19 protein-coding genes are annotated in these 24,498 nt (G+C 44.7%); 7 read left to right on the forward strand and 12 right to left on the reverse strand.

Annotated features, from left to right (window positions below; translation table 11 throughout):
• Positions 1 to 181 precede the first annotated feature (181 nt).
• Complete coding sequence (locus R7F07_RS15490; RefSeq protein WP_171342973.1) at positions 182 to 1,486, forward strand: MipA/OmpV family protein; 1,305 nt, start codon at positions 182 to 184, stop codon at positions 1,484 to 1,486.
• A gap of 65 nt (positions 1,487 to 1,551) precedes the next feature.
• Positions 1,552 to 1,938 (forward strand): hypothetical protein, encoded by a 387-nt coding sequence (locus tag R7F07_RS15495; RefSeq protein WP_080960090.1) that lies wholly within the window; start codon positions 1,552 to 1,554, stop codon positions 1,936 to 1,938.
• Positions 1,939 to 2,032: 94 nt separating this feature from the next.
• Here R7F07_RS15495 and R7F07_RS15500 read toward each other — a convergent pair whose 3' ends face one another.
• Entirely contained in the window at positions 2,033 to 2,617 is a 585-nt protein-coding gene (locus R7F07_RS15500; protein WP_025766683.1) for an FMN-dependent NADH-azoreductase, read from the reverse strand.
• Between the two features lie 185 nt (positions 2,618 to 2,802).
• On the opposite strand from R7F07_RS15500, the gene hrpA reads away from it, so the two are divergent.
• The 5 genes from hrpA (at position 2,803) to R7F07_RS15525 (ending at position 10,625) form a co-directional block, all read left to right on the forward strand.
• Entirely contained in the window at positions 2,803 to 6,789 is a 3,987-nt protein-coding gene (gene hrpA / locus R7F07_RS15505) for an ATP-dependent RNA helicase HrpA (RefSeq protein ID WP_171342972.1), read from the forward strand.
• Between the two features lie 182 nt (positions 6,790 to 6,971).
• Positions 6,972 to 7,451, forward strand: coding sequence for an outer membrane beta-barrel protein (locus R7F07_RS15510; protein ID WP_021033871.1), 480 nt, complete (start codon positions 6,972 to 6,974; stop codon positions 7,449 to 7,451).
• Positions 7,452 to 7,650: 199 nt separating this feature from the next.
• Positions 7,651 to 8,166 carry an outer membrane beta-barrel protein gene (locus R7F07_RS15515; RefSeq protein ID WP_005377661.1) on the forward strand — a complete coding sequence of 172 codons (516 nt, stop codon included), beginning with the start codon at positions 7,651 to 7,653 and terminating at the stop codon, positions 8,164 to 8,166.
• 362 nt (positions 8,167 to 8,528) lie between these two features.
• Positions 8,529 to 10,109, forward strand: coding sequence for a BCCT family transporter (locus tag R7F07_RS15520; protein WP_005377659.1), 1,581 nt, complete (start codon positions 8,529 to 8,531; stop codon positions 10,107 to 10,109).
• Between the two features lie 126 nt (positions 10,110 to 10,235).
• A complete protein-coding gene (locus R7F07_RS15525) occupies positions 10,236 to 10,625 on the forward strand; it encodes an ATP-binding protein (protein WP_005377656.1) in 390 nt (129 codons plus the stop codon).
• Positions 10,626 to 10,644: 19 nt separating this feature from the next.
• Here the strand turns inward: R7F07_RS15525 and R7F07_RS15530 are convergent, their stop codons facing one another.
• From R7F07_RS15530 to R7F07_RS15580, 11 genes are all read right to left on the reverse strand, one after another.
• Positions 10,645 to 11,283: a sugar transferase gene (locus tag R7F07_RS15530; protein WP_005377654.1), complete on the reverse strand. Its 639-nt coding sequence runs from the start codon at positions 11,281 to 11,283 to the stop codon at positions 10,645 to 10,647.
• A gap of 10 nt (positions 11,284 to 11,293) precedes the next feature.
• Positions 11,294 to 12,484, reverse strand: coding sequence for a glycosyltransferase family 2 protein (locus R7F07_RS15535; RefSeq protein ID WP_042522924.1), 1,191 nt, complete (start codon positions 12,482 to 12,484; stop codon positions 11,294 to 11,296).
• Positions 12,477 to 13,595, reverse strand: a complete 1,119-nt coding sequence (locus tag R7F07_RS15540) for a glycosyltransferase (protein WP_042522926.1) — start codon at positions 13,593 to 13,595, stop codon at positions 12,477 to 12,479. Before R7F07_RS15540 ends, R7F07_RS15535 begins: the two co-directional genes overlap by 8 nt.
• 221 nt (positions 13,596 to 13,816) lie before the next feature.
• Positions 13,817 to 15,250 (reverse strand): GumC family protein, encoded by a 1,434-nt coding sequence (locus tag R7F07_RS15545; RefSeq protein ID WP_005377649.1) that lies wholly within the window; start codon positions 15,248 to 15,250, stop codon positions 13,817 to 13,819.
• Entirely contained in the window at positions 15,247 to 16,371 is a 1,125-nt protein-coding gene (locus tag R7F07_RS15550; protein WP_042522928.1) for a glycosyltransferase, read from the reverse strand. The genes R7F07_RS15545 and R7F07_RS15550 overlap by 4 nt, the downstream gene beginning before the upstream one ends.
• A 115-nt stretch (positions 16,372 to 16,486) precedes the next feature.
• Complete coding sequence (locus R7F07_RS15555; protein WP_005377645.1) at positions 16,487 to 17,851, reverse strand: O-antigen ligase family protein; 1,365 nt, start codon at positions 17,849 to 17,851, stop codon at positions 16,487 to 16,489.
• Positions 17,848 to 19,278 carry a lipopolysaccharide biosynthesis protein gene (locus R7F07_RS15560; protein ID WP_042522930.1) on the reverse strand — a complete coding sequence of 477 codons (1,431 nt, stop codon included), beginning with the start codon at positions 19,276 to 19,278 and terminating at the stop codon, positions 17,848 to 17,850. The genes R7F07_RS15555 and R7F07_RS15560 overlap by 4 nt, the downstream gene beginning before the upstream one ends.
• On the reverse strand, positions 19,271 to 20,443 hold the full coding sequence (locus R7F07_RS15565) for a glycosyltransferase (RefSeq protein ID WP_042522932.1): 1,173 nt from the start codon (positions 20,441 to 20,443) through the stop codon (positions 19,271 to 19,273). The genes R7F07_RS15560 and R7F07_RS15565 overlap by 8 nt, the downstream gene beginning before the upstream one ends.
• Positions 20,444 to 20,454: 11 nt before the next feature.
• On the reverse strand, positions 20,455 to 21,639 hold the full coding sequence (locus R7F07_RS15570; RefSeq protein WP_042522934.1) for a glycosyltransferase: 1,185 nt from the start codon (positions 21,637 to 21,639) through the stop codon (positions 20,455 to 20,457).
• Positions 21,640 to 21,783: 144 nt separating this feature from the next.
• Entirely contained in the window at positions 21,784 to 22,854 is a 1,071-nt protein-coding gene (locus tag R7F07_RS15575) for a glycosyltransferase family 4 protein (protein ID WP_042522936.1), read from the reverse strand.
• Entirely contained in the window at positions 22,829 to 24,355 is a 1,527-nt protein-coding gene (locus R7F07_RS15580) for a sigma-54-dependent transcriptional regulator (RefSeq protein WP_042522937.1), read from the reverse strand. Before R7F07_RS15580 ends, R7F07_RS15575 begins: the two co-directional genes overlap by 26 nt.
• Positions 24,356 to 24,498: the final 143 nt, after the last annotated feature.

Genomic DNA, 24,498 nt, shown 5'->3' on the forward strand with positions numbered 1-24,498 from the left:
TAATGGTAAAATATTCGCAAACAAGCTCACCTAGTCGTGCAATATTAATATGATCTTGGGACTCAAACTGTCACGAGGATGACAACATTTGCCATTGTAACGGCTATCATCAGCAGAACATAAGCTTTTAATGGCAAATCATTGATGTTTGCCTGCTTCTCAACCAACATTTTTCGAACTCATGAAGAGATTAATTCTAACAACACTCGCTTTACCTTTGGCTGCGGCAGTTTCTTCTGCGCATGGTGCAGAAGAACAAATGTGGGGGATTGCTGCGATGTATCGTACAGCATCGATTCCGTTTTATACCGCCGATAATGACTCTACGGTGAGTACATTTGTACCAATGATGTTCTTTGAAAACGAACATGTGTATATCAATGGCATTGAAGGTGGCGCTTTTTTGTATAACGAGAGTGATTCCGACTGGCGCGCGAGCGCACTCATGCGATTGAGATTTGTCGATATTCCCATGTCGCTACAAAATGCTAATGAAGGGGACAGAGTCGATTTCGGTGGGCAAGTGCGTTATAGCATTAACGACAATTGGCGCGCAGAAGTAGAGTTGATGACGGACGACGAACTCCAGTTTCACTCTAATTACCGCCTTGCTGCCAATTATGTATTTGGGGATTGGGAATTAGAGCCATCGATTACGATTCGATACAAAGACGCTGATTTCAATAGTGAATATTATTCCTTTAAGGATATTACTGGCGAGAGAATTGGAGCTGGACTTGACACCAATCTTGGTATTAAAGCGCGTTACCATGTAACTTCAAATTTGTATTTACTGGGTGAGACGAGTGTTACTCGCTTAGATGATAACGCCTACAACAGTCAGCTTGTAGAAGATCGATATCAGGGAGAAGTGTTTGTCGGTTTTGGCTTTTTCAACGATAAAAGCAAAGTTCCGAAACCGACACTGAGCAATAAAGCATATCTACGTATTGCGCATGGTTGGGCGACGCCTTCGAACATCGGTGAAATATTTAGCTTTGAGAGAGAAAAAGACCCATACGACAATCAACTTACTTCATTGTTTTATGGGCATCCATTAACGGATGAGCTGTTTGGTTTTCCTCTTGATATTTATTTAACGCCAGGGTTGGTTCATCACTGGTCGTCCAGTGTTCAGTCTGCGAGCACAGAATACGTCATGGCGATTAAGGCTTATTATACGGTTAATTGGCCTACGACTTGGCGATTTGGTGTAGCGGAAGGTGTGTCATACATTGATAGCATTACCTATATTGAAGGCACAGAAATGGAAGACAAGGGTTATACACCAAGCAAGTTGCTCAACTACCTAGATTTCTCGTTTGATGTCAATGTAGGCGATCTCTTCAACCAAAAGAGCTGGAACAATATGTGGGTGGGCTATTCATTGCATCACCGCTCGGCGATTTTTGAAAGCGCTTCCCAGTTTGGGCGAATTAAAGGTGGGAGCAACTACAATACTATTTATTTCCAGTTCGAGTTTTAGCGCATCGCGAGATGCATATAGGTCGGATTTGCAACTGACTTATTTATCGCCCATTATGAGTAATGATGAATAATACTATGCTGCTTTCAACGAGAAATTTCGTATATCGTGCCAGAGTTAAGGCTGTTTGTGATGCATCTGATGAATCGGATGGCATAAGCACCATGAGTATCGACTCCTCATTCAATCTTCAAATTGAAGCGATAAATTGTACCAACGCTGAATTTGCCAAACGCTTTTTTGCCATTCACGGAGAAGGGCACTTGGAGGGCGATGAATGGTTGGTGTTGTACGTCAACTCTCTTGACGTTAAGGCGGGAGACAATATAGAAATCCGTAGCGATGTCGCGTTTAATGCGATGATCGAGAATATGATAAGCGAAGCTGAGCGGTCTTTAGAAAAAGTCTACCTCGATGCAATACGCAACTTGGAGAAAGTGAATCGTTTTTGACGATGTTAGAGACCCTATAAATACGATCAAGGCATCAGGATCCAAAAAGGGATTGGCGCGAACCAATCCCTTTTGTATTCTGGTTTATTCTAACTTACGCCATTGTTGCAAGTTGGCTTTGCGCTTCTGAAATGCCTTTTGCAGCCGCATCTTCACCCATGTTTAGCGCTTCTGCGTAAACAAATTCCACATCAGTGATTCCTACAAAACCCAGCACAGTGCGTAGGTATGGCGTAACGTTGTCAGTTGGTGAATCTTTATGAATACCACCACGAGTCGTTATTACAATCGCCTTTTTACCTTCAATCAAACCTTGAACGCCGTTTTCTGTGTATTTGAATGTCACGCCTGCACGAGCAATCAAATCAATCCAGTTTTTAAGCTGAGTCGGGATGGTAAAGTTGTACATTGGAGCGGCAATAACCAAAGTGTCTGCGGCCTTTACTTCTTCAATAAGGGTGTCAGACAAGTCGACCACCGCTTGCTGTTCTTGTGAAAGATCTTCCGTAGCGCGCAGTGCAGTCGCAACGGCGAAGTCCAAAACAGGTAGCGGGTTTGCAGCCAAATCACGAACAGTAAGCTTGTCTTGGTCTACATTTTTGATGAAGTCTTCAACCAATTTGTTTGATTGAGAGTAATCGCCAAGGATGCTTGATTTTAGAGCTAGTACACGAGACATAATGGTTATTCCTTAAATAAGTGCTTTCGACTATGGGAGCCATTATAAGCAACGTAAGTGAGTTCAAAAGCCTAGCGATTCGCTGAACATGTTCGAAAAAATTGAATGAGCTTTCGGTTATCTTGTTACAGATCTTGTGTGATACAATCCGCGCAGTTTTTGTAATGAAAAGAATAGGAAACGCTTTGACTTCGTCACAGCCCCCAAAAAAGAATCTAGCTGAAGAGCAAGCGACACCGTCAAATGGTGCGCAAAAAGCGACAGCGAAACAAGCTCAAACACCTCAGGCTCAAGTGAATAGCGCGGCATCTCTGCGTAAAGCGCTGAATCAGTGCATGATGCGCGACCGTTTCCGCTTGAGTAAACGTATTTCTGGTGCAAGCAAAATTAAGAAGGACGCAGCGCGTAATGCTGTGTTCGACGAAATCGCATTAGACATCGCAAAATCCATGATGGTTGCAGAGCAGCGCAGCAACTACAAACCAACGATTGAATACCCAGAAATCCTGCCTGTAAGCCAAAAACGCGACGATATTGCGAAAGCGATCGAAGAAAACCAAGTGGTTATCGTCGCGGGTGAAACCGGTTCTGGTAAAACCACTCAGCTACCAAAAATCTGTGCTGAGCTTGGTCGCGGTAAATTTGGTCTGATTGGTCATACTCAGCCTCGTCGTCTTGCAGCGCGTTCGGTTGCTAACCGTATTGCCGAAGAGATGGAAACCAAGCTTGGTGAGTTTGTTGGTTACAAGGTTCGATTCAACGATCAGATCTCTGAAAATACCCAAATCAAATTGATGACGGATGGTATCTTGTTGGCTGAAATTCAGCATGACCGTTTCTTGAATCAATACGACACCATCATTATCGATGAAGCGCACGAGCGCAGCCTTAACATCGATTTCATCTTGGGTTACTTGAAAGAGTTGCTGCCACGTCGTCCTGATTTGAAAGTGATCATCACGTCCGCAACCATCGACCCAGAACGCTTCTCAAAACACTTCAACAATGCACCAATCATTGAAGTATCGGGTCGTACTTACCCAGTAGAAACACGTTACCGCCCACTAAGCGGTGATGACGACAATGATCGTGACCAGCTTGAAGGCATCTTCGAAGCGGTAGATGAACTGTGCGATGAAGGTTTAGGTGACATCCTGATTTTCATGAACGGTGAACGTGAAATCCGTGATACCGCAGATGCATTGTCCAAACGTAATCTGAAGAGCACGGAAATTGTGCCGCTTTACGCGCGTTTGTCGGCAGGTGAGCAGAATAAGATTTTCCAACCTCACACTGGTCGCCGAATTGTACTGGCAACCAACGTGGCAGAAACCTCGCTAACTGTTCCGGGCATTAAGTACGTTATCGACCCGGGTACGGCGCGTATCAGTCGATACAGTTACCGTACTAAGGTTCAGCGTCTTCCAATCGAGCCAGTTTCTCAGGCGAGTGCGAACCAGCGTAAAGGTCGTTGTGGTCGTGTGGAAGAGGGTATCTGTATTCGTCTGTACTCAGAGGAAGATTTTGAGTCACGCCCAGAGTTTACTGATCCTGAAATCCTGCGTACCAATCTAGCGTCGGTTATCTTGCAAATGACGGCACTTGGTTTGGGTGATATTCAAGCGTTTCCGTTTGTGGAAGCACCGGATAAACGTAACATCCAAGACGGCGTACGTTTGCTGGAAGAGCTTGGTGCTATTAACTCTGAGGTAAAAGACCCGAAAAAACGCCTGACTTCCATTGGTCGCCAATTAGCGCGTTTGCCAATCGATCCGCGCTTGGCGCGTATGGTATTGGAAGCGCCAAAATATGGTGCGCTTAAAGAAGTGATGATCATTGCAGCGGCCTTGTCGATTCAAGATCCACGCGAACGTCCTTCAGATAAACAACAATCGTCAGACGATAAGCATCGTCGTTTCTTCCATGAAGAATCGGACTTCCTGACATTTGTGAATTTGTGGGAATACATCCAAAAGCAGCAAAAAGCCCTGTCTAGCAATCAGTTCCGCAAACAGTGTAAGCAAGACTATTTGAACTACTTGCGCGTTCGCGAGTGGCAAGACGTGTACTTCCAAATTCATCAGTCGATGCGTGAGATGGAGTTCAAGCTTAACGATGAGCCCGCTTCTTACCATGGCGTACACAGTGCCATTTTGGTTGGTTTGCTGTCGCACATCGGCATGAAAGACCAAGAAAAGAATGAATATCAAGGCGCGCGTAACGCTCGCTTTCATATCTTCCCAGCATCGGGGTTATTCAAGAAACAACCTAAATGGATTATGTCAGCCGAGCTGGTGGAAACCTCAAAGCTTTGGGGTCGTATCATCGCAAAGATTCAACCAGAATGGATTGAGCCGTTAGCTAAACACCTTATTAAGCGCAGTTACAGCGAACCGCATTGGTCGAAGAAACGCGCTGCGGTGATGGCGCACGAGAAAGTCATGCTTTACGGTGTACCAATCGTACCGAAACGCTTGGTCAACTACGGCAGTATCGATTCAACCGTAAGTCGCGAAATCTTCATTCGTAGTGCATTGGTTGAGGGTGAATGGGAAACCAAACACGCGTTCTTTAAGCAAAACCGTAAGCTTCTGCAAGAAGTGGAAGAGCTTGAACACAAATCTCGTCGTCGTGACATCTTGGTGGATGATGATGAGCTGTTTGATTTCTATGACCAACGCGTTGGCACCGAAGTGGTGTCTGGTAAGCATTTCGATACGTGGTGGAAAAAAGCATCTAAAGAAAACCCGGAACTGCTGAACTTTGAAAAAGAGATGCTGTTGAAGGGTGATGCTAGCCATGTGACCGATTTGGATTACCCGAACTTCTGGCATCAAAATGGTTTGAAGCTCAAATTGAGTTACCAATTTGAACCAGGCGATGATAGTGACGGTGTCACAGTGCATTTGCCGTTGCCGATTTTAAACCAAGTTGAACCAGCGGGCTTTGATTGGCAGATCCCAGGTTTACGCCATGAGCTTGTGGTTAGCTTGATTAAATCGTTGCCAAAGACAATTCGTAAGAACTTTGTACCTGCGCCGAACTATGCCGATGCATTCTTAGCGCGCGTTACGCCAATGGAAGCGCCGCTGTTAGATTCATTGGAGAAAGAGTTGCGACGCATGACGGGCGTAGAAGTGCTGCGTGAAGACTGGAACTTGGAACAAGTACCTGAGCACTTGAAAGTCACGTTCCGCGCGGTTGATCATCGAAATCGTAAACTGAAGGAAAACAAAGACCTTCATGAACTGAAAGAAAGTTTGAAAGACAAAGTTCAAGAAACGCTTTCCAAAGTTGCGGATGACGATATCGAACAGCAAGGTCTGCATACGTGGAGTTTTGGCGAATTGCCGAAAGTGTATCAACAAAAACGTGGCGGCTACGATGTAAAAGCGTATCCGGCGCTTGTTGATACCAAAGACAGCGTTGAAATCAAACTCTACGAAACGGAGTACGAGCAGATAACGGCAATGCGTGCTGGTCAGCGTCGCCTAATTTTATTGAACGTACCGTCGCCAATTAAATATTTGCACGCTAACTTACCGAACAAATCGAAGTTGGGGTTGTATTTTAACCCTTACGGCAAAGTGCTTGATCTGATAGATGACTGCATTGCCTGCGGTGTCGATAAGCTTATTGAAGAGCAGGGTGGTTTAGTTTGGGGGCCAGAGAAGTTCGAAGCGTTGAAAGAACACGTTCGTGCTGAATTGGGTGACACCGTTGTAGAGATCGCTCAACAGGTTGAGACTATTCTGACCACGGCGTTTAGCATCAATAAGAAGCTAAAAGGCAAGATCGACTTCACAATGGCGTTTGCTCTGTCCGATATCAAAGCACAAATTGAAGGCTTGATCTTCAAAGGCTTTGCAACGGAATGTGGCTGGAAACGCTTGCCGGATATTCTTCGCTACATGCGTGCGATAGAGCGCCGTATGGAGAAGTTGCCTATCGATCCAAACAAAGATCGTTTACATATGCTGAAGATTGAATCTGTGACTCAAGACTATAAAGAGTTGCTGAACAAGATCCCGAAAGGTGTGGCTATTCCTGAAAATGTAAAAGAAGTGCGTTGGATGATTGAAGAACTTCGCGTGAGTTACTTTGCTCAACAATTAGGCACTCCTTATCCTGTTTCTGATAAACGAGTCAAAAACGCGATTGATGCTTGCTAATCAACCAGTAAAATAGTGTCAGATTTGTAATTATCGCTTAAGAAGTTGCTGGTACACTAATTGCTAGTAACTCAATAAGCATTATTTTTTAGTTCTGGGAGGCAATAGTTCGCCTCCCTTTATTTGTAGTACCAACGACTGAGTTATGCAGACGTGGGAATAATAAAGAGTAAAGGTAGATGATGAAAAAAACTCTATTAGCAGTGGCGCTACTTGGCGCATCTTCTGCGGCAATGGCGGATTCTTGGATTTACGGTGGTGCAACAGTAGGTCAGTCTGACTACAAAGGTGAGACGGACACATCATACTCTGTTCACGTTGGTACAGGCATTCTACCTATCATTGGTGTTGAAGCTGGTGTAACACAGCACGGTGAGTTCAACGTAAATGGTCAAGACACTAAGCTAACTTCTTACTACGCAGCACTTAAGCCAAGCATCGACTTCGGTCCGCTACACGTGTATGCAAAAGGTGGTTTCCATCAGTGGGACAAAAAAGTGAAAGGCGGCAAAGACGATGACGATTTGGACCTAATGTACGGTGTGGGTGCTGAGTACTTCATTTTTGGCCCAATGTCTGTTGGTGCTAGCTACATGAACTACACTGCTGGTAAAGACGATATCAGCACGTTCTCTGTTAACGCAACACTACATTTCCTATAAGCGTCAAGCTTTCTAACACCATATGAAACACACCGGCTTTATGTCGGTGTTTTTTTGTCTGGAAGTCACAAAACAAAAGTTGAACATAAATTATTCACTTTTAGAGTCTTAAAATGCCTATGCTTTCCAATATATAGTGGCGATTAAATGCGCATATTTGCGTAATGTTTCGCTTAGGAATCGATCAGGAAGGGATAGTATGAAAAAAACACTCTCGTTATTCGCTCTAACGTTGTGCTCAACGTCAGCAATGGCTGACTCTTGGATTTACGCTGGTGGCCAAATTGGTCAGTCCGATATCGACAGCGAAAATGATACAACCTACGGTATTCATGTTGGTACTGGTATTTTGCCGTTCATTGGCATTGAAGCAGGCTACTTTAACCACGGCAAAGTGGATTTATCTTTGAGTGGCAGCAGGGGTAGTGCTGATTTTGATTCATTCTATTTAGCGGCGAAACCTAGTATCGACTTCGGCCCGTTACACGTTTACGCAAAAGGCGGCATCAATGCATTCAACGTTGATTATGACGGCGGACTTAGAAACTTAGACAAAGATGATGGCGTCTCTTACATGTATGGTGTTGGTGCCGAATACTTCTTGCTTGACAATGTGTCTGTGGGCGCGAGTTATCAAGCGTTTGGCGTGGATATTGAAGGCGATAGCGATACCGTTAGCAGCGTAACAGGGAACATCACCTTCCATTTCTTATAACGCTCGCTGGATGAAAGGTTTGCTGATTTGGTTTCGTCGTTAATTGTGAAACCAAATCATCGCAGGTCTTCTCTATTTGCGCAGTGACTGGCTATGAACTTAAGTATTTCTTGTGCCTTTTCTAGTCTACAACCTACGACAAAATCAATCGTTAGACCTCATAATTTTTGTGTTGATATTATTTCCCCTTCATCTGTCTCGAATTGAGCTTAAAATGCAATAAATCACGACTTTTTGCAAAAATATGTGATTGCTGCTAAAATTCGTTCCGCTTTAAAACTTTAGAGTTCAAATTAATGGAGGGCGGTATTGGAGTTCTTCTCACCTGAGGGGCGTTTCAAATTCACGTTAAATTTGTATTTATGGATAATGCATTTAAAAAATATAGTATTGATACAACCGATTATCAGGTTGGACAGGATAACGTTCAAAAGTGGGGATTCGATATACATAATCCGGTTTTTGGCATTAGTGCGGGGCTCGTTGTTTTCTGTCTGATTTCACTTCTTCTTGTTGAGCCAACCACTGCTCGTGACGTATTAAACGGTCTAAAAAACGGAATTATCGAACAGTTTGATGCGTTTTTTATGTGGTCGACAAACTTCTTCTTATTGTTCGCCGTTGCTCTTCTTTTTTCTCCGCTAGGTAAAATCCGCTTAGGTGGCAAAGAAGCAACGCCGGATCACTCAACCGTTTCTTGGTTGTCGATGCTTTTCGCCGCGGGTATGGGTATTGGTCTTCTGTTCTGGAGTGTGGCTGAGCCGACCGCGTATTTCACTGATTGGTGGGGAATGCCACTTAACGCAGTACCATACACCGAAGAAGCAAAATCCCTCGCGATGGGTGCCACTATGTTCCACTGGGGTGTGCATGGTTGGAGTATTTACGCACTCGTTGCACTAGCATTAGCGTTTTTTGCATTTAACAAAGGTTTACCACTTTCATTGCGCGCGGCGTTCTATCCAATTTTTGGTGACCGTGCATGGGGCTGGTTAGGTCACGTTATTGATATCCTTGCCGTTTTGTCGACGCTATTTGGTCTTGCAACGTCGCTAGGTCTGGGTGCTCAGCAGGCGACCAGTGGTATTAACCATGTCTTTGGTCTAGAAGGCGGCATTGGTACACAAATGATTGTGATCACCTTCGTTACCTTTATCGCGGTGCTATCAGTGATTCGTGGTATTGATGGTGGTGTTAAGCTACTGAGTAACGTCAATATGGTGGTTGCGTTTGCGCTGCTTATTTTCATTACCTTCATCACGTTTGATACGGCGTGGAGCTCGCTACGCGACACAACAATGGCTTACATTGAAAATATTATTCCATTGAGTAACCCTCACGGTCGTGAAGATGAAACTTGGATGCACGGCTGGACGGTATTCTACTGGGCTTGGTGGGTATCTTGGTCACCGTTTGTTGGTATGTTTATCGCGCGTGTGTCTAAAGGTCGTACGGTTCGAGAATTCTTATTCGCAGTCATCGTTATTCCTACAGTTGTTACTTTGATTTGGATGTCTGTGTTTGGTGGTATCGCGCTTGACCAAGTGGTGAATAAAGTTGGTGAGCTAGGTGCAAATGGCCTAACTGATATTTCATTGACTCTGTTCCATGTTTACGATGCGCTTCCGTATAGCTCAGTGATTTCAATGCTTTCTATCGTGCTGATTCTGGTATTCTTTATTACATCGTCAGACTCTGGCTCGCTGGTTATCGATAGTATTACCGCCGGTGGTAAGATTGATGCACCAGTACCGCAACGCATTTTCTGGGCGTGTATTGAAGGCGCAATTGCAGCCGTAATGCTTTGGGTTGGTGGTAAAGAAGCCCTGCAAGCATTGCAATCGGGTGTTGTTGCAACAGGATTACCGTTTACTTTTGTTCTGCTGTTGATGTGCGTAAGTTTGGTGAAAGGGTTAAGAACAGAACTGCCAGCTTACAAATAAATACAACACGATCCATGATTGAGTTTAAATGCCGAGCCTAATGTGCTCGGCATTTTTTATTTCTACTTTTCTTTTCCAATAATTTCGTTACAGTTTAGGCTTATTCCCACCTCATTAAACTGCATTATGTCACTGGCTAAACTCATTCTTATTCGTGGACTTCCGGGTTCAGGTAAAACAACCTTAGCAAAACAACTAGCGATAGAGCTTGGTGCTAAGCATTTTGAAGCTGACATGTATTTTGAAAATGATGAAGGTGATTATCACTTTGAACCAGTTCAATTACCTCAAGCGCATGAGTGGTGTTTTCAGCAAACTAGAAAGTGGTTGAACAAAGGGAGAGTCGTGATTGTGAGCAATACGTTTGTTCGACATTGGGAGATGAAGCGTTACATGGACTACTGCATGAAGAAGCGCATCGAGGTGGAAATTAAAGTGTGCCACGGAGCGTATCAAAGCATTCATGATGTACCACCAGCGACGATAGAAAAGATGCGACGCCAGTGGCAAGAATGACCGTTACCAGAACCGGAAGTTATTGACCTCGTCCGTCAATCATCACAACGAATGTTTTGCTCATGATTGAAAGGTCCATTGAAATCCAAGAGTAAAACGAACCTAAGCTTAGTGCGTAACTGTGGTCAAACCCAACTTTGCGTCTTACATCTTCAATGCATGCATCATAGCCTTGGTTAACCTGAGCTAAGCCTGTGATACCTGGTAACACGCCATATGTGCGCTCTACAAAATAGGGGATTTCATCTTCCAATTTCTGGTAGAAAGCTGGGCGTTCTGGGCGCGGCCCAATCATCGACATTTCACCTCTCAACACATTAAACAGTTGAGGTAGTTCATCTAAACGCGTTTTGCGTAAAAAGCGTCCTACTGGCGTGATGCGGGGATCATTTTCAGTTGCCCATACTGCGCCAGAGCGTTGCTCTGCATCAATATACATGGTGCGAAACTTCATGATTTGAAAAAGATCCATTTTTTCTGGTGTGCAGCGTCCTACTCGCAATTGGCGATAAATCACAGGGCCTTTCGATGTGGTTTTGATCGCTAGCGCGATAAATGGGAATAGTGGTGCAGTGACGACCAAAATAAGCATTGCAACCAGTACATCAAACGTTCTTTTCGCGTGGCATACATTTGAATCGTAGCGTGAGTTTTTCATGATGCTTTCCTTATTGGTTGACGCGTTTCCAACGTCCATTTTCCATTCCGAGTAAATACTTCATACCGCCGATAAAGTTGGCGAGATGACCAATGACGATGTAGCTAATCAGCTTAAAAGGTTTAATTGTGTTAAGTGCTGGCATCAAGTAAGTGATAAGCGCGATGCTATAAATACCAACTTGTGCGGACAGCATTACTTGAAACAGCGGATTGTGTGCCAGTAGTAGTGAGCAAATAAAGCAAACAATCATCAAATAGGGTGTTGCTAAGCGCAGAACCTTTCCCGATAGAAATGCAAAGGCAGTGCCACGATAACGAGGTAGCAGTAATTTCTTTAATTGCATGAGCTGCTGCATGTTACCCGCTGAAATTCTTAGGCGCCGCTTGAAATCTGCGTTGTCTGAGCTCTGTTCTAGTTCAAGAGCCAGCATGTTTGGCTCGTAAATAGCGCTATAGCCTCGCAAAACGATTCTCATAGGGAGAATAAAGTCGTCATTAATGGTGCTAACTTCCAGTGGTTCAAATAAGTGAGTTCTGAAAGTGTAAAACGCACCGTGGGAACCAATCGTTGAACCTAACAAAGATTCTTGGTGCTTTACTCGAGACTGGTATTGCCAATACGCCGCTTCACCTTGGTTATCAGTGCTCATTATTTGATATGTTGCGTTAACCACTCCAACGTTCTCATTTTGATAATGCTGACTAGCTAGCAATAGAGAATCGCAAGAAATCAATGCCGACGTGTCACTCAGTGCGGTAATGTCCGAGCTAACATGACGCATTTCTTCGTTGAGTAGGGCAACTTTACCGCGATTGACTTGGTGATCATTAATAATGAACAGAGTATCAGAGCAGATTGCTTCTTGAATTGTCGCTTGAGCAATCTCGGCTGTGTTATCTGTGCAGCCATCACATGCGATCACTACTCTTAATTTATCCCTCGGGTAGTCTAGGCTCGCAAGGTTACGGATCTTCTCTGCTATCCATTGTTCTTCATTGTAGGCGGGCACGATGACAGTAATAGAGGGTAGCTGGCTGTCTGTTTTGGAGGCTTTGTAAGCTCGCTCTACAAATGGTGCTTTGGTTTCGTCTTGCTGTTTTAAAGGAAGCCACTTAAGGAGCAGTGGGTACCCAACGTGATGATAGACAATCAAAAACGCGGATAAACCAAACCCTATAATCCAAAGTAAATCATTCATAGCTAGCCTCCTTGGCCAAACGTGAGTAGCGACTCACCATGTCTATGATATCAAAGTGTTTGAGAATAAAAGTTCGAGGAGAGCGGTGTGATGATTCCAGTTGCTGTGATAACGCTTCGGCCAACGAAAACACGCGATTTGCTTCAACCAGTGTGCTGTTGTTCGGACAGAGCGTCTCTTTCACGCCGCCAACATCCGTCGCGACGCAAGGAATGTCACATGCTTGAGCCTCGAGGGTTGAGAGAGGAAATCCCTCTTGAAGTGATGGTAAGCAAAACAAGTCTAGGCTTTGGTAAAAGCTGGGCATATCGTCGACCAAGCCTAAAAAGGTTACTCGATCTTCAAGTTTTAACGTTCTAACTTGTGCTTCCAATTGAGCTCGCTGAGAACCATCTCCAGCAATGGCTAGGTGTGTGTTTGGCGTAAGATGAGAGAATGCTTCGATAAGCACTTTATGGCCTTTAACTGCTTCTAGACGCCCGGCAACGCCAATCACGATTTTGTCGGTTGGAAGTTCAAACAAGTGTCTTGTTGCCGTTTGGTCACCGCTTTTAAACTTCTGACAGTCAATCCCGTTATGGATAGTACAAACTTTGCGATACTTTAACTTAGTCTGTATTTGATGGGCGACAAAGTTAGCATCGGCAACTACTTGCGGGCGAATCATTTTTAGCAGTAGGGACTGCAGTCGAGCTGATTTTTTGTTATTAAGGTGCCATGCGTCGTGCTCGGTATGAATCACTACAGGTACGTGCGCTAAACGTGCAGCAATACCACCATACAGAAGTGGGCCGATATGATGGGTGTGGACCACGTCAGGCTTAAGTCCTTTGAGCATGGAAGTCAGCGTACTGATGGTTTTTCCGCTGAATCCAGGTTTCTTATTAAGAAAGTGCAGTTGGCCTTGGTAGGGCAATAGTTTTTGCCAGCCTTGTAGTGCATGTTCTTTGCTTCCTTCTAAGCTCACGACAAAAACGGAATGGTTTGGCTGCGCAAAACGAAGCATTTCTAGTACGAGCGTTTCTAAACCACCAGGAGCTAAGTGTTGCACGACGTGTAATATCACTTTTTTGCTGTGCTTAGTGTTATTGTGTTTTTGTCTGAATTCCATTTTCAAACCCTCGTTGAGTTCTTTGTTTATTTAGGAGTTGCAGACTGCGTGCCAAAAAATTAATCATTTAAAAACAATAAGTTAATATTGATGCTTGTGAGACTTTATGTTTATTCTCAATTTGAGATTCATATTAGTGGACATGCTATGAGGCTGTATAAGGCAGTAGTAAAAGAAAAGCACTCGCAGACCGAGTGCTTGTAAATGAGTTCTTATGGCGGTTAGTTTCCGTACACTACGTTAGGTAAAGTGGTGATGACAGGAACACCAAGGTGTTTTTCTAATGCTCTTTTAGAGCGGATAGAGTTATCGGCTAACTCAAGTATCGTCGCTAATCCAATGCCTAAACCAGCGCCACCAATAAATCCTAAAATGACAAATACAAAACTAGGTAAGTTAGTTGGAATCGTTGGCGTGAACGGTTCATCAATGATTTTTACGCGCTTATTCTCTTCAAACTCTCCCAAAGAGCCTGTTAGTTGGGCCATCTCATAGCGTTCGACGAGTTCGTCATACATTTCTCTCTTCACTGCGACGTCACGAGCTAAGCGGTTGATTTCTGTTGCCGTGCTCCCAAATTGGTGCGCATTTCGCTCTAATTCTTGGATCATGTCTCGCAAGCTGTTGGTTTCTTCCGTAAGTGCTTCAAAACGTCCGCGCATCATTTGTAATTGATGTAGTTGGGAGACAAGTAGAGGCTGTGCTTCGCCAAGACTGTTTACTGTGGTATTGCTCGCGATATCCCATAGTTGAGCACTGTTTAGTTCTGGTTGTTTAGAGTTCAAGAGTACCGAGCGTTCCTGCTCCAACCGGTTTAATTCTCGCAACTTACCTTGCACTAAACTATGCGCCTCTGTGTATTTAGCGCGAAGCAGGGTAAGTTCACTACGAATGTCGATGATTTGCTCTTCCAGTTTACCGATAACCGGGTTCGTTTTGGATAGTTGTTGATCCAAACTGCCTAGACTTCGTGAAACACCAGCAAGCTCCGCCTCCTTTTCGGCTAGCGTTTGTTTGAGGCTAGCAAGGCGAGTAAGGCTTTGAGCTTGCATTTCGGGCGTCGCGTCTGAGTAAGTATTTTTATACTCTGCAAAGGCTTGCTCTGCCTTGTCTAGTTCTTCCCTGCGTTTGTTGATATGGATAGTCAAAAAATGGCTCGAATCTTTAATCGAAGAACGCTCAGGAGCCAAAAGCTGTTCGACAAAATGCTCTCTGACAGACAGCAGCATCGACTCCATTCCTTCTGATTTACCACTTTGCAATTGAATTTGAATGAAGTCTTTACCGAGTGGCTGAACAGACAGGCGCGACGCGAGATCTTTTATGATGAACTCTTGCTCTTTTGCACTCATCTCATCATTGATCAACGATTGTTCTTTTGCGACAGAATACAAAACGTGTCGGCTTTTTAGCAGAGTACTGAGTGCGCTCAATCGGTCTTTAAGCATTGTTGAGACGGCAAGGTCTTGAAGGAACGGGTTCATTTTCGCTGTCTCTTGAATAAGCATGCTGGTATGAGCAACATAAGTCGTCGGAACCAGCTTACTTACGATGAAGCCCAGCACCGGCAAGACAAGCATAGGGATAACGATCATGTAACGACGTCGCCAAGCGCCATGTAGTAATACACTAAGGTTCTCTCTCAAATCGTTCATAGCGTCCTCACTAATTTCTCAACTTGGTTGGCTCTTGCTTCCCAGCTTTGCTGTTGAACAAATGACTTTGAATCTGTCGGTGGCGGTAGGAGGTGATCGAGACTGGCACGCACGTCTTCGACATCTTGAACCACATGAAGCATATGTTTGTAGGGCATTAATGCAGGAAACGGTGTGCTGATAACAGGGGTTCCTGTTGCCAAGTACTCAAGAAGTTTAAGCGGATTACATGCCTTGATTTGAGCGTTATCAACAAAGGGCAACCAACTGGCATCCCAGTGTTGGGAGTAACGTGGCAGAGTGTGATGCGCTCTCGGGCCCAGGTAGTATACGTTGCATCTTTGTGGAAGTGGATTATCACTGAACTCGTTAGGGCCGATGAACACGAGATCCCAGTCAGGCGCTTGGTCTGCGACTTGGGCAATTAAGTCGTAGTCTAACCATTCCGACAAACTGCCATAAAAGCCCAGCACTTTGCGACCATTATTAGGAAAATCTTCAGCCTTAGGTGCTGGCTCAGAAAACAGACTAAAGTTGACACCGTGAGGCAAAGTGACGGTTTTACCAGATGGAAATTTGGTGGAGAGTGTTTCGCTTGCCGTAAAGATAACGCTGGCCGCATTAACAAGAGTACGTTCGTGCTTGGCCACCGTGTCGTGGTCAACACCAGCTAAAGCGCTAAAGTCATCGCCACAATAGTAAATCAGTCCACGTGGGTTCATTTCTGCACAAAGATCGGCAGCAGTCGGGAGCGACGTCCAAAATACAGGCTTATCAAAACCAAGAGCTTGTAATTGTTTATTGAGTTGGTGTTTCATCATCTTAGCGGCCACTTTTCTTGCTAATGCAGAGCTAGGGGCAGGAATGGTGAGCAAGTTGATGATGTGAATGTTTGGGCTTGTTTCAGAGTCCAATGTTGGCTTGTGTGAGCCTACGTTATGAAATACACGAGTGAGTTTGTTTAACGCACGCTGTATGTCTTTAGAATCCAGCTTAGGTTGACGAAGGCCAATGGAGTTAACCCAAAGGATGCGATGGTTCGCTGCTAGTCGCTTGACAATATGCTGAGTGGAAGAGGGTAACCCACCAAAATCTTCTCCAAATACTACGATGTCTGTCATGTGGCTCTCCTTGAGTCTTGGTTATTTGATTACTAATTAAGTGAGTAATCACAATGCGTGCCAAGGAATTAGCCATTTTAAAACAGTGAGTTATGGGTTTTGTTTATGTTTGAAACTAGGATTTCTCATTTTGACAGTCACTTTGAACAATTCGGCTAACGACAACTGTTAATGCCGCTAGAATGTAAATTGGCCAAGTGAAACCTTGAGTCAGAAAAGTGCCTGATACGATGGTACCGATAAGCCCACTTAACACGGCGTTTGCTCCAACAGAGAGGGTGTAATCTGATTTTGGTGTCAACAATGAGATGGAATGCAAAGAGGTGCGGATCAATGACACAATTAAAGTAATGAACACAGCGAGCCCGACAAAACCCGTTTCTGCTAACACGCCAAACCAAGTGCTATGGACGGCGTGGTTGATACCATCCCAGTGTGGGCTGTAGAAATAGTAATTAAAGTAGAAGTTATCTAGACCTACGCCAGTCAACGGGTGATGCAGCGCCATTTTAAATGCCGCTTCCCACGCATAAAGTCGCCCCATCGCAGAGGCATCTATACCATCCTCAGCGGCTCCCCCCGATTCTCGTCCTGAAATACCAGCGAATGCGTAGAGTACGATCGCTGCGATAGCGCCTAATACCAAGACTAATGTTTTGCTTTTGATATGTTTAAAAGCAAAGTAGGCAAATACAGACAGTGAACCTAGTAACCCCCCGCGGCTCTGCGTCTCAATGATCGCAAAGAACAAAACCAAACAGGTGATAAGGGCAAAGAGCCTGAGATGCTTGGGGGAATGCTTCTCCATCAATTGACTAACGGTAAAGGCAAGGGGAAACATCAGCACTAGTGCCAAATCGTTAGGATCGCCAAGTACTGAACCTATGGAGCGTCCTATCGACACGCGCGTCCCTTCGACTAAATCAATGCCATTCGCAGCGTTTTGTAATGCCACTAAGCCAATCAATAATCCGGCGAAAATAATTGCTTTTGACATCTGAGCGAGCTGTGAAGGTTTAGTAATAAGCCAGGTGATGGCCAACGTCATAATGATGATTTTCCAATAGGTATTTTTGAACACCGTTATTGCGATATCACGACTGGAAGCGAATATGATTCCGATGATCACCAGACCCCAAAATATACACAGCCACTTTAATGAAGGGTGCCAAAAAGCTGTAATCTGGCGGCTTATAAGAAGGTGAAAGGCGAGTGCGGCGAGTGCCCCCAGTGATAACAGTAATGGGATCTTGAAGTTATAGATAACAGGAAAGGCTTCGTGAATACGAAAGAATGAAAAAATAACGAACAGTGTGACAAGCCAAAACGTTTGATTGAGAACAAACAGTAACGCGAGTGGTGCGAAACACAACGCAACAATCAAAATGGGATGAGGCATAACAATCCAAAGCAGGCCGATACAGACTGTAATCGTCAGTGCTGCGATGGACTGTTTTGTTCTCACCTTGGTTTCATTCATAACGAGTATCTCTTCACCTGTCCACGCCTTTTCACTATGTATCGAGTGAGAGCATTTAGCGTCTCTTTACTCATGTAGCGAGTGGCTATCCCTGCCAGCAAACTGCATGTCAAAATGCAAATTGCGATGGCGATGCCTATTGATTGTGAAGAGTGAAGCAGGAACAGTGCCACACCGGATATAATCTGTAATAAAACCATCAGACTTAGGTGGAAAGGCAACGCCATACATTGTTGGCCTACTACATAAGTCAGGCCCAGCTTACACAGTTGTGCGTAATAAAGCGCAATGAACACCCCATAAATACCCAGAGAAGATAAGCCAAACAGCAAAGCAATCGCAACGCACGCAGAGACGACATTTATACCCAGTAGCCAGCGAGTACGACGCTTGTACAAAATGGAAATATTAATGAGTTCGCTCCATTCTTTTAACATGGCGATAGGCAGCAAGAATAAGCTGAATAGTACCGCCTCATGATAGGTTTCTGGCAGTAAGTAGGTGATCATCACCATTGCTAATGTGCCGACCACTACACTCAAACCTGTAATGTAAATCATACCTAAGTGTGTGATGCGCACTGCTTCAGTGTTCTTGCGCCCTTCTAAGTAATTAAATCGACGTGGCATCCACCACATGCCAAATGGCTGCACTAAAATACACATGCCCACTGCAAATTTTACCGCTATCGCGTAAATCCCTAACGTCGCAAGAGAAGTGTTGGCACCAATGAACCAGCGCTCAGCGCCATTGAGGCAGAACGCAACCAATCCAGCCATCATCATTGGTAGGCAGTAGTTTAGGTATTGTTTTGCCAATGTCAGCTTAGGAAGGGTGACATTGTAACGGTTAACGATGTGCAGCCAAACAAATTGAGTAATAGCAGCCAACAAGCCCCCCCACAAAACAGAAATAACATGGGGATGAACAGACAGCGCCGCGACGATAAAAATGACCTGAAAAATGGTGGTAGTGACCATGACGTTAAGCAGTGTTCTTGCTTTGTCGTCTTGTGTTCTTAACCAGGCAGTGCCGATTGCAATACTGCCCTCTAGAACGATGGCAAACATAACAATAGCAAATTCGACTCGCGTAAAAGGCGCGGGAATGGGGGCGATTAAAATGATAGTGAGCAAGCTAAGAGCGACGACGCCAGCGATGAGTAAAGCAAGTGAGTACAGCTGGTTTAGTAGGCTTGTGCGCGTATTTTGATCCTTTTCAACGCCGACGAATCGATAAAGCGCTTCATGCAAAGCGAAACTGACAAACAAGGTCGTAACAACACCAAAGGTTGTTAGAAGCTCAAGCTTGCCCATTTGCTCTGGTGAGAGAAAGTGGGGCAATACAGGCAGCATGATTAGGCTGATGCTTTTATTGATCACTAAGGCGATAGCAAATAGCGTCATGTTGGTCATTGCTTTAGACATGATCATATCCTTTGATGTCTCGCGGTGTCTTGAGTGTGCAATCATTGTTGGTAGCAATTTCGGCAGCAAGGTGCTGGGCGATTGGCAAATAACAACGTTCGGCTGTGTATAGTTGAGAAACATTGAGTGCTTCGATACCCATCGTTACTTTCATCCACGGCGATTCATTCAAAAGGCGAATTGCGTTGTGTAGCGAAGCCACATTGTTAGGCGTGTATTTAATACAATTTCGGCCGTGAGTTAACACGCGGTCCCAATAACTATCATCATGTGGAATGACGACACACATACCTGCAGCGAGAGCCTCCAAAATAGATAACCCAAAAGGTTCGTTGATACTGGTGGAAACAAACACACCACACTGTGAACGCAATTCATCTAAGTTGTTTGGGCACTCATGCCATTCAACACCTTGTGTGTTGAAGTCCGGTGTTGAATATTCCACACCTGCCACGTTAGGTTTGATGTAACACACGGTGGATTTGATCTTTTTCGACTCATCAAGTGTTAAAGCATCAAGCAAAAGATCGATGTTCTTCCATTTTAGTAAGCTAGCTGCCCAGAAAACGCGGCTTGAAATCGGATTCGCTTGTTTTGGCCAGCGATCTTTCGATAATCCATTAACAAACGTAGATGTATTCAAACCACACCAATAGCGTTCGGTGGCTGGCTTCTCTGTTTTGAGGTAGGCCTGTAATGCTTCTACCATTGATTCGCGGGTGTTTGCCAAGTAGTAAATTGCCGATGCTTTTACTAAGCAGTAGCCAGCAGATCTCGATCGTCCAATAGGGCCATGAACCATCTGTACCACAGGCTTTTTGCTAATTAATCGTAGTAAGTACAAAGGCATATCATTACTTGGGCAAGATAGGCCCAAAAAGCTATCTATCTTTGGAAGCTTCATGCACGCGTAGAGAAGTTGGAGAAAGTAGTAAGCGTTCATCAACCAGTAGGTCAGGCCATGAGTCGAGTTAAATGGTGACGGTTTTATTTTTATAACTTGCACATGCGGTGTACCACTAAGCAGTGACGCCCAATGCTCTGGATTTGTAGTGAGTAGATAACCAATCACGTTCAGCTTATCGCACTGCTTAAGGAGCTCTGCATTCGCGATTTTGGATCCACCTTGCATTGGGATGGCGTCGAACATCAATACACGTTTCATGACCGGGCTCCTCAATTGATGCTCAACCAGCGTGAAAGAGGCTTCATGCAGTGAGTCATTGGCATTGGTGTAATGGCGTTGTTATTAAGTTCACCTTCGTAAATACGTTCAATAGCGTTGATAGATGCAGTCGTCGTTAAGTGCTGGCTAGCATGTAGGTAAGCGTTTTCCGCCAGCTTGTTTCTTAATGCCGCGTCTTGCATGACTTGTTGAATCGCGTTTAACAGGCTCGCCATTCCACTGTTCTGGTACAGCAATGCAGAGTGATTATGCTCGAACAACTCAGGAATGCCTCCCGTTTTAGGAGCCACGATAGGCAGTTGAGCTAAAGCCGCTTCCCCGAGCACGAGACCAAAGGCCTCTTCATAGGCGCCGCTAATAAAAGCGTCTGCATTACCACACATCCACGCTCCAGCATTGTGTTGCTCTCCGACAAAGTGCACTCGTTCTTGGATACCAAGATCTGCGGCAAGCTGTTGCAATGCTTCTCTTTCTTCGCCGTCACCAACAATAACAAGGTGAGGGTTGTGGTGGTGGTAGTTGTGCATGCGCATTGCCCGAATAAGGCGGTCAAACCCTTTGCGCTTAATCAGCGAACCCACCGACAGAAAGGTAAAGGCCTGTGATGGGATTCCGAGGCGATCTTTAATGTCGATGGGTGTATCCACGCCTTGAAGTGACACGCCGTTGTGTACGACATGAAGTTGGTTTTGCGGGTAGCCGTCCTGAAGAATTTCGCGTCCAACATCTTTGCTAACGCAAATCAATTTTGGAGAGAGGTGAAGTCCGAGAGAGAAGCGATCGCGCAATGTATAATGGCAATGAAGTTGCGTGACAAGTGGTATATGATTCATGCGAGCAGCCAAACACATCCATTGACAAGGGCCGCCGCTATTGACGTGTACCAAGTCGATGCTGTGCTTTTCGATCAAAGCTGAGCCTTGTTTGATAAGGCTATTCCACCCGCTAATATCCCAGCGTGGAGCGCTCCAACCACCAACCAAATTGAAGGATGAATGTTCCGCTTCAATTCCGAGCGATTGGCACTTATCGATTAGTGGTTGGCAGTTTGACCATACGAATGGCTCAAACTTATTGCGGTCGATTCCAGAAATGAGATCCAGAAGCACTACTTCACTGCCGCGAATCCAATTATCACCATAATGAACATATAGAATGCGTTTTGGCGTAGTCATAAGTCACCTCTGTCTCATCATTAATCTGCGTTAACTGCTGAGCTGCAATAGAGATGCCAAAATATGCCATTAGTTTATGTGATTGAATCTTATATGATATTTATGTTTGGAACTCATCATTCTCATATTGAGAACCAATATGGATTAGTGATCCGTTTCAATTTGATATTTTTGTAGCAATACGGGAATCACACTTTGCGCTGAGAAATCATCAATGATGGTTTGTCGAGCATTCTGGCGAATGAGTGATTGTTGCGCTTCACCAATCGATATCCAGTCATGAAGACATTTAGCAAGAGAGGGAATGTCTTCGACGATAAAACCATTTTTACCCGTTTGGATAATATCTGGAAGACGACCTACACGTAAGCTCATCACGGCAATGCCTCTCGACATGGCTTCCAGCGCCGCCATTGGAAGACCCTCATAACGAGAAGAGATGATAAGTACGCTGATATTTTCCCAAACACCTTCCATATCGGTTTGATGGCCGAAGAAAGTCACGTTTGGAGGGGCAGTTTGATTAAGCGACTCTTTTTCTGGGCCATCACCGTACACACTAAACTGTAATGTTGGACAGAGCCTCGCTACCTCAATAAATTGATCGGCGCCTTTTTCCTGACTCAATCGGCCGACAAAAGCGATCTCCTGATAGTTGAGTTGACTGTTGGGAATCGAAACAAAGTTATTCAGCAGTTCTGAAGAACAAAAAACTTTGCGCTGAATACTTGGACTGACAGCAAAGCAATGGTCAGATAGGCTGCCTGAGCTTCTATCAAGCCAATCGTATAGCCATAGTTTCCCTGAGGACGATTCACCAGCATGATAAGTTGAAATCAAACGAGGAAACGTACGGGTGAGCAGTTTGGCGCAGCGCGACAAAATCGACGCTTTATAACCATGGGAGTGAACCACTGAGGGTTGGTGATTGGCGACGGCGCTTGTTAGGTGTTTAATTTTTAAAGCTTTATTGGGCTCGCCAGACAAATAGTTTAAGTAACTCACAGGGATCGCGGCTTCTTTTGCCTTCTGTACAATCTGAGCAGCTGGTGAATACTCAGTGGTTAGCACAACTCGAGCTTTGTGTCCAAAGGCGATTAATCCCCGAGCTAGCTCGATAACGTGACTTTCAATGCCGCCGAATAGACGGCTATCAAGCAAGATCCAAATTTCACCAATGGCAGGTTTATCAAGATTGTTCGAGATTAATTTCATCCGCTTCCCACGCTTGTTTTTTTCGGTAAACCGTAGATGGGCTTAACTCCAGCATGACAGCGGCGTTGAGGACGTTGCCATCACAGTACGCAATTGCGTTTTGAATTGCTTCACGCTCTACTTGCCACATAGGGCGAATGGTTCCATCAGAGTTAAAGTACGGTGAGGTAGCAGCAGAGGACGGTGTACCAGGCAGCTCCGCTGCGGTAATCGACGGTTCGACCGCAGAAGGTGAAGGTTCCTCAGTATAAACAGGTGGTGGTGTGATTGGTGCAATGTTTGCTGACTCTTGAGCAACATGCGCAGGTGTCGTTGTTTTCGTAACTTTAGACTTTTTAGTGAGTTGAGCGGGTAGGTGGCTCACCGTGACTTTTTCGTCGTTATTGAGCACCACAATGTTACGTATGATGTTTTGTAGTTGCCTTACATTACCCGGCCATTCGTAATGCTTGATGATATGTTGAGCTTCACTGTCGATTGTTGAGAATTTCTTTTTGTCCTGTTTGGCGTAAGTGGTCAAGAAGTGCTTGGCAAGCGTGACGATGTCACTTCCTCGTTCACGTAATGGGGGCATATCGATAGGTATAACGTGCACACGGTAGTATAAGTCTTCACGAAAACGACCTTCTTCTACTTCTGTTAATGGATTTCGGTTAGTGGCACAAATGATTCTCACATCCACTTTCATTTCTCGAGTGCCACCAAGAGGGGTGTAAGTGCCCGTTTGTAGAAAGCGGAGCAACTTCTTTTGCATCTCAAGTTCCATTTCACACAGCTCATCAAGAAAAAGCGTGCCACCATGTGCCAGCGTCGCCGCACCTTTTCGATCTGTTGTTGCTCCAGTAAAGGCCCCTTTAACGTGACCAAAAATCTCACTTTCCATCAAATCTCGTGGAATAGCCCCACAGTTAATTGCAATAAAAGGCTTGTCTTTACGGTCACTCTGGCGGTGGACGGCTTCAGCACAAACTTCTTTACCTGTGCCGCTTTCTCCCACAATAAACACACTGGCAGAAGTTGGCGCAACAGCATCAATGGTCTTGTATACCGCCTGCATCGGGAGGCTTGAACCGATGAATCCGTGATAGTTGTGGCGATCAAACTTGGATTGAATATTTTCCACCAAATCTTCCAATTTGGCGCGTTTAAGGTGCAATGCAACTGACGTTTTTAGGCGATCAGCGTTTATGGGCTTTTCTAAGAAATCTTCCGCACCTTTTTGAATTAGATTAACGGCTAAGTCGACGCTGCCGTGCGCCGTAGCAATAATAACGGACGTAGGAATGTCATTCTGGTTGATCCAATCCAGCACGTCTTCGCCAGACATGTCGGGCAGTTTCAAATCGAGAATGATGAGCTGAGGTTTGCTTCTTTCAATAAATTGAATCGCTTCGCGACCTGTCTCGACATGAAAAATGTCATAAGGTTCGTCTTTCACATACTGCTTATAAAGTATGGCTAGTGAAGTAGAGTCCTCTACCAGTAACACCCTTGGTCTCATAGTCCCATCCCAACGTAGTTTGTTTCATTTTTTATGATTTTTGTCAGCACTACTATTTGGCATTATGAGTGGTTTATAGCTCTCTAGTGCTGAAAATTCTCAATTTGAGAAAAGCGTTATTTAAGTATTAGCACAAGGTAGGA

The organism is Vibrio sp. YT-16, from assembly GCF_033337405.1.
Taxonomy (GTDB): domain Bacteria; phylum Pseudomonadota; class Gammaproteobacteria; order Enterobacterales; family Vibrionaceae; genus Vibrio; species Vibrio alginolyticus.

Excerpts from the sequence above, each read along its gene's own strand:
- R7F07_RS15490 (WP_171342973.1), top strand. The coding sequence starts at position 182 with ATGAAGAGATTAATTCTAACAACACTCGCTTTACCTTTGGCTGCGGCA.
- R7F07_RS15495 (WP_080960090.1), top strand. The coding sequence starts at position 1,552 with ATGAATAATACTATGCTGCTTTCAACGAGAAATTTCGTATATCGTGCC.
- R7F07_RS15500 (WP_025766683.1), bottom strand. The coding sequence starts at position 2,617 with ATGTCTCGTGTACTAGCTCTAAAATCAAGCATCCTTGGCGATTACTCT.
- R7F07_RS15510 (WP_021033871.1), top strand. The coding sequence starts at position 6,972 with ATGAAAAAAACTCTATTAGCAGTGGCGCTACTTGGCGCATCTTCTGCG.
- R7F07_RS15515 (WP_005377661.1), top strand. The coding sequence starts at position 7,651 with ATGAAAAAAACACTCTCGTTATTCGCTCTAACGTTGTGCTCAACGTCA.
- R7F07_RS15520 (WP_005377659.1), top strand. The coding sequence starts at position 8,529 with ATGGATAATGCATTTAAAAAATATAGTATTGATACAACCGATTATCAG.
- R7F07_RS15525 (WP_005377656.1), top strand. The coding sequence starts at position 10,236 with ATGTCACTGGCTAAACTCATTCTTATTCGTGGACTTCCGGGTTCAGGT.
- R7F07_RS15530 (WP_005377654.1), bottom strand. The coding sequence starts at position 11,283 with ATGAAAAACTCACGCTACGATTCAAATGTATGCCACGCGAAAAGAACG.
- R7F07_RS15535 (WP_042522924.1), bottom strand. The coding sequence starts at position 12,484 with ATGAATGATTTACTTTGGATTATAGGGTTTGGTTTATCCGCGTTTTTG.
- R7F07_RS15540 (WP_042522926.1), bottom strand. The coding sequence starts at position 13,595 with ATGGAATTCAGACAAAAACACAATAACACTAAGCACAGCAAAAAAGTG.
- R7F07_RS15545 (WP_005377649.1), bottom strand. The coding sequence starts at position 15,250 with ATGAACGATTTGAGAGAGAACCTTAGTGTATTACTACATGGCGCTTGG.
- R7F07_RS15550 (WP_042522928.1), bottom strand. The coding sequence starts at position 16,371 with ATGACAGACATCGTAGTATTTGGAGAAGATTTTGGTGGGTTACCCTCT.
- R7F07_RS15555 (WP_005377645.1), bottom strand. The coding sequence starts at position 17,851 with ATGAATGAAACCAAGGTGAGAACAAAACAGTCCATCGCAGCACTGACG.
- R7F07_RS15560 (WP_042522930.1), bottom strand. The coding sequence starts at position 19,278 with ATGTCTAAAGCAATGACCAACATGACGCTATTTGCTATCGCCTTAGTG.
- R7F07_RS15565 (WP_042522932.1), bottom strand. The coding sequence starts at position 20,443 with ATGAAACGTGTATTGATGTTCGACGCCATCCCAATGCAAGGTGGATCC.
- R7F07_RS15570 (WP_042522934.1), bottom strand. The coding sequence starts at position 21,639 with ATGACTACGCCAAAACGCATTCTATATGTTCATTATGGTGATAATTGG.
- R7F07_RS15575 (WP_042522936.1), bottom strand. The coding sequence starts at position 22,854 with ATGAAATTAATCTCGAACAATCTTGATAAACCTGCCATTGGTGAAATT.
- R7F07_RS15580 (WP_042522937.1), bottom strand. The coding sequence starts at position 24,355 with ATGAGACCAAGGGTGTTACTGGTAGAGGACTCTACTTCACTAGCCATA.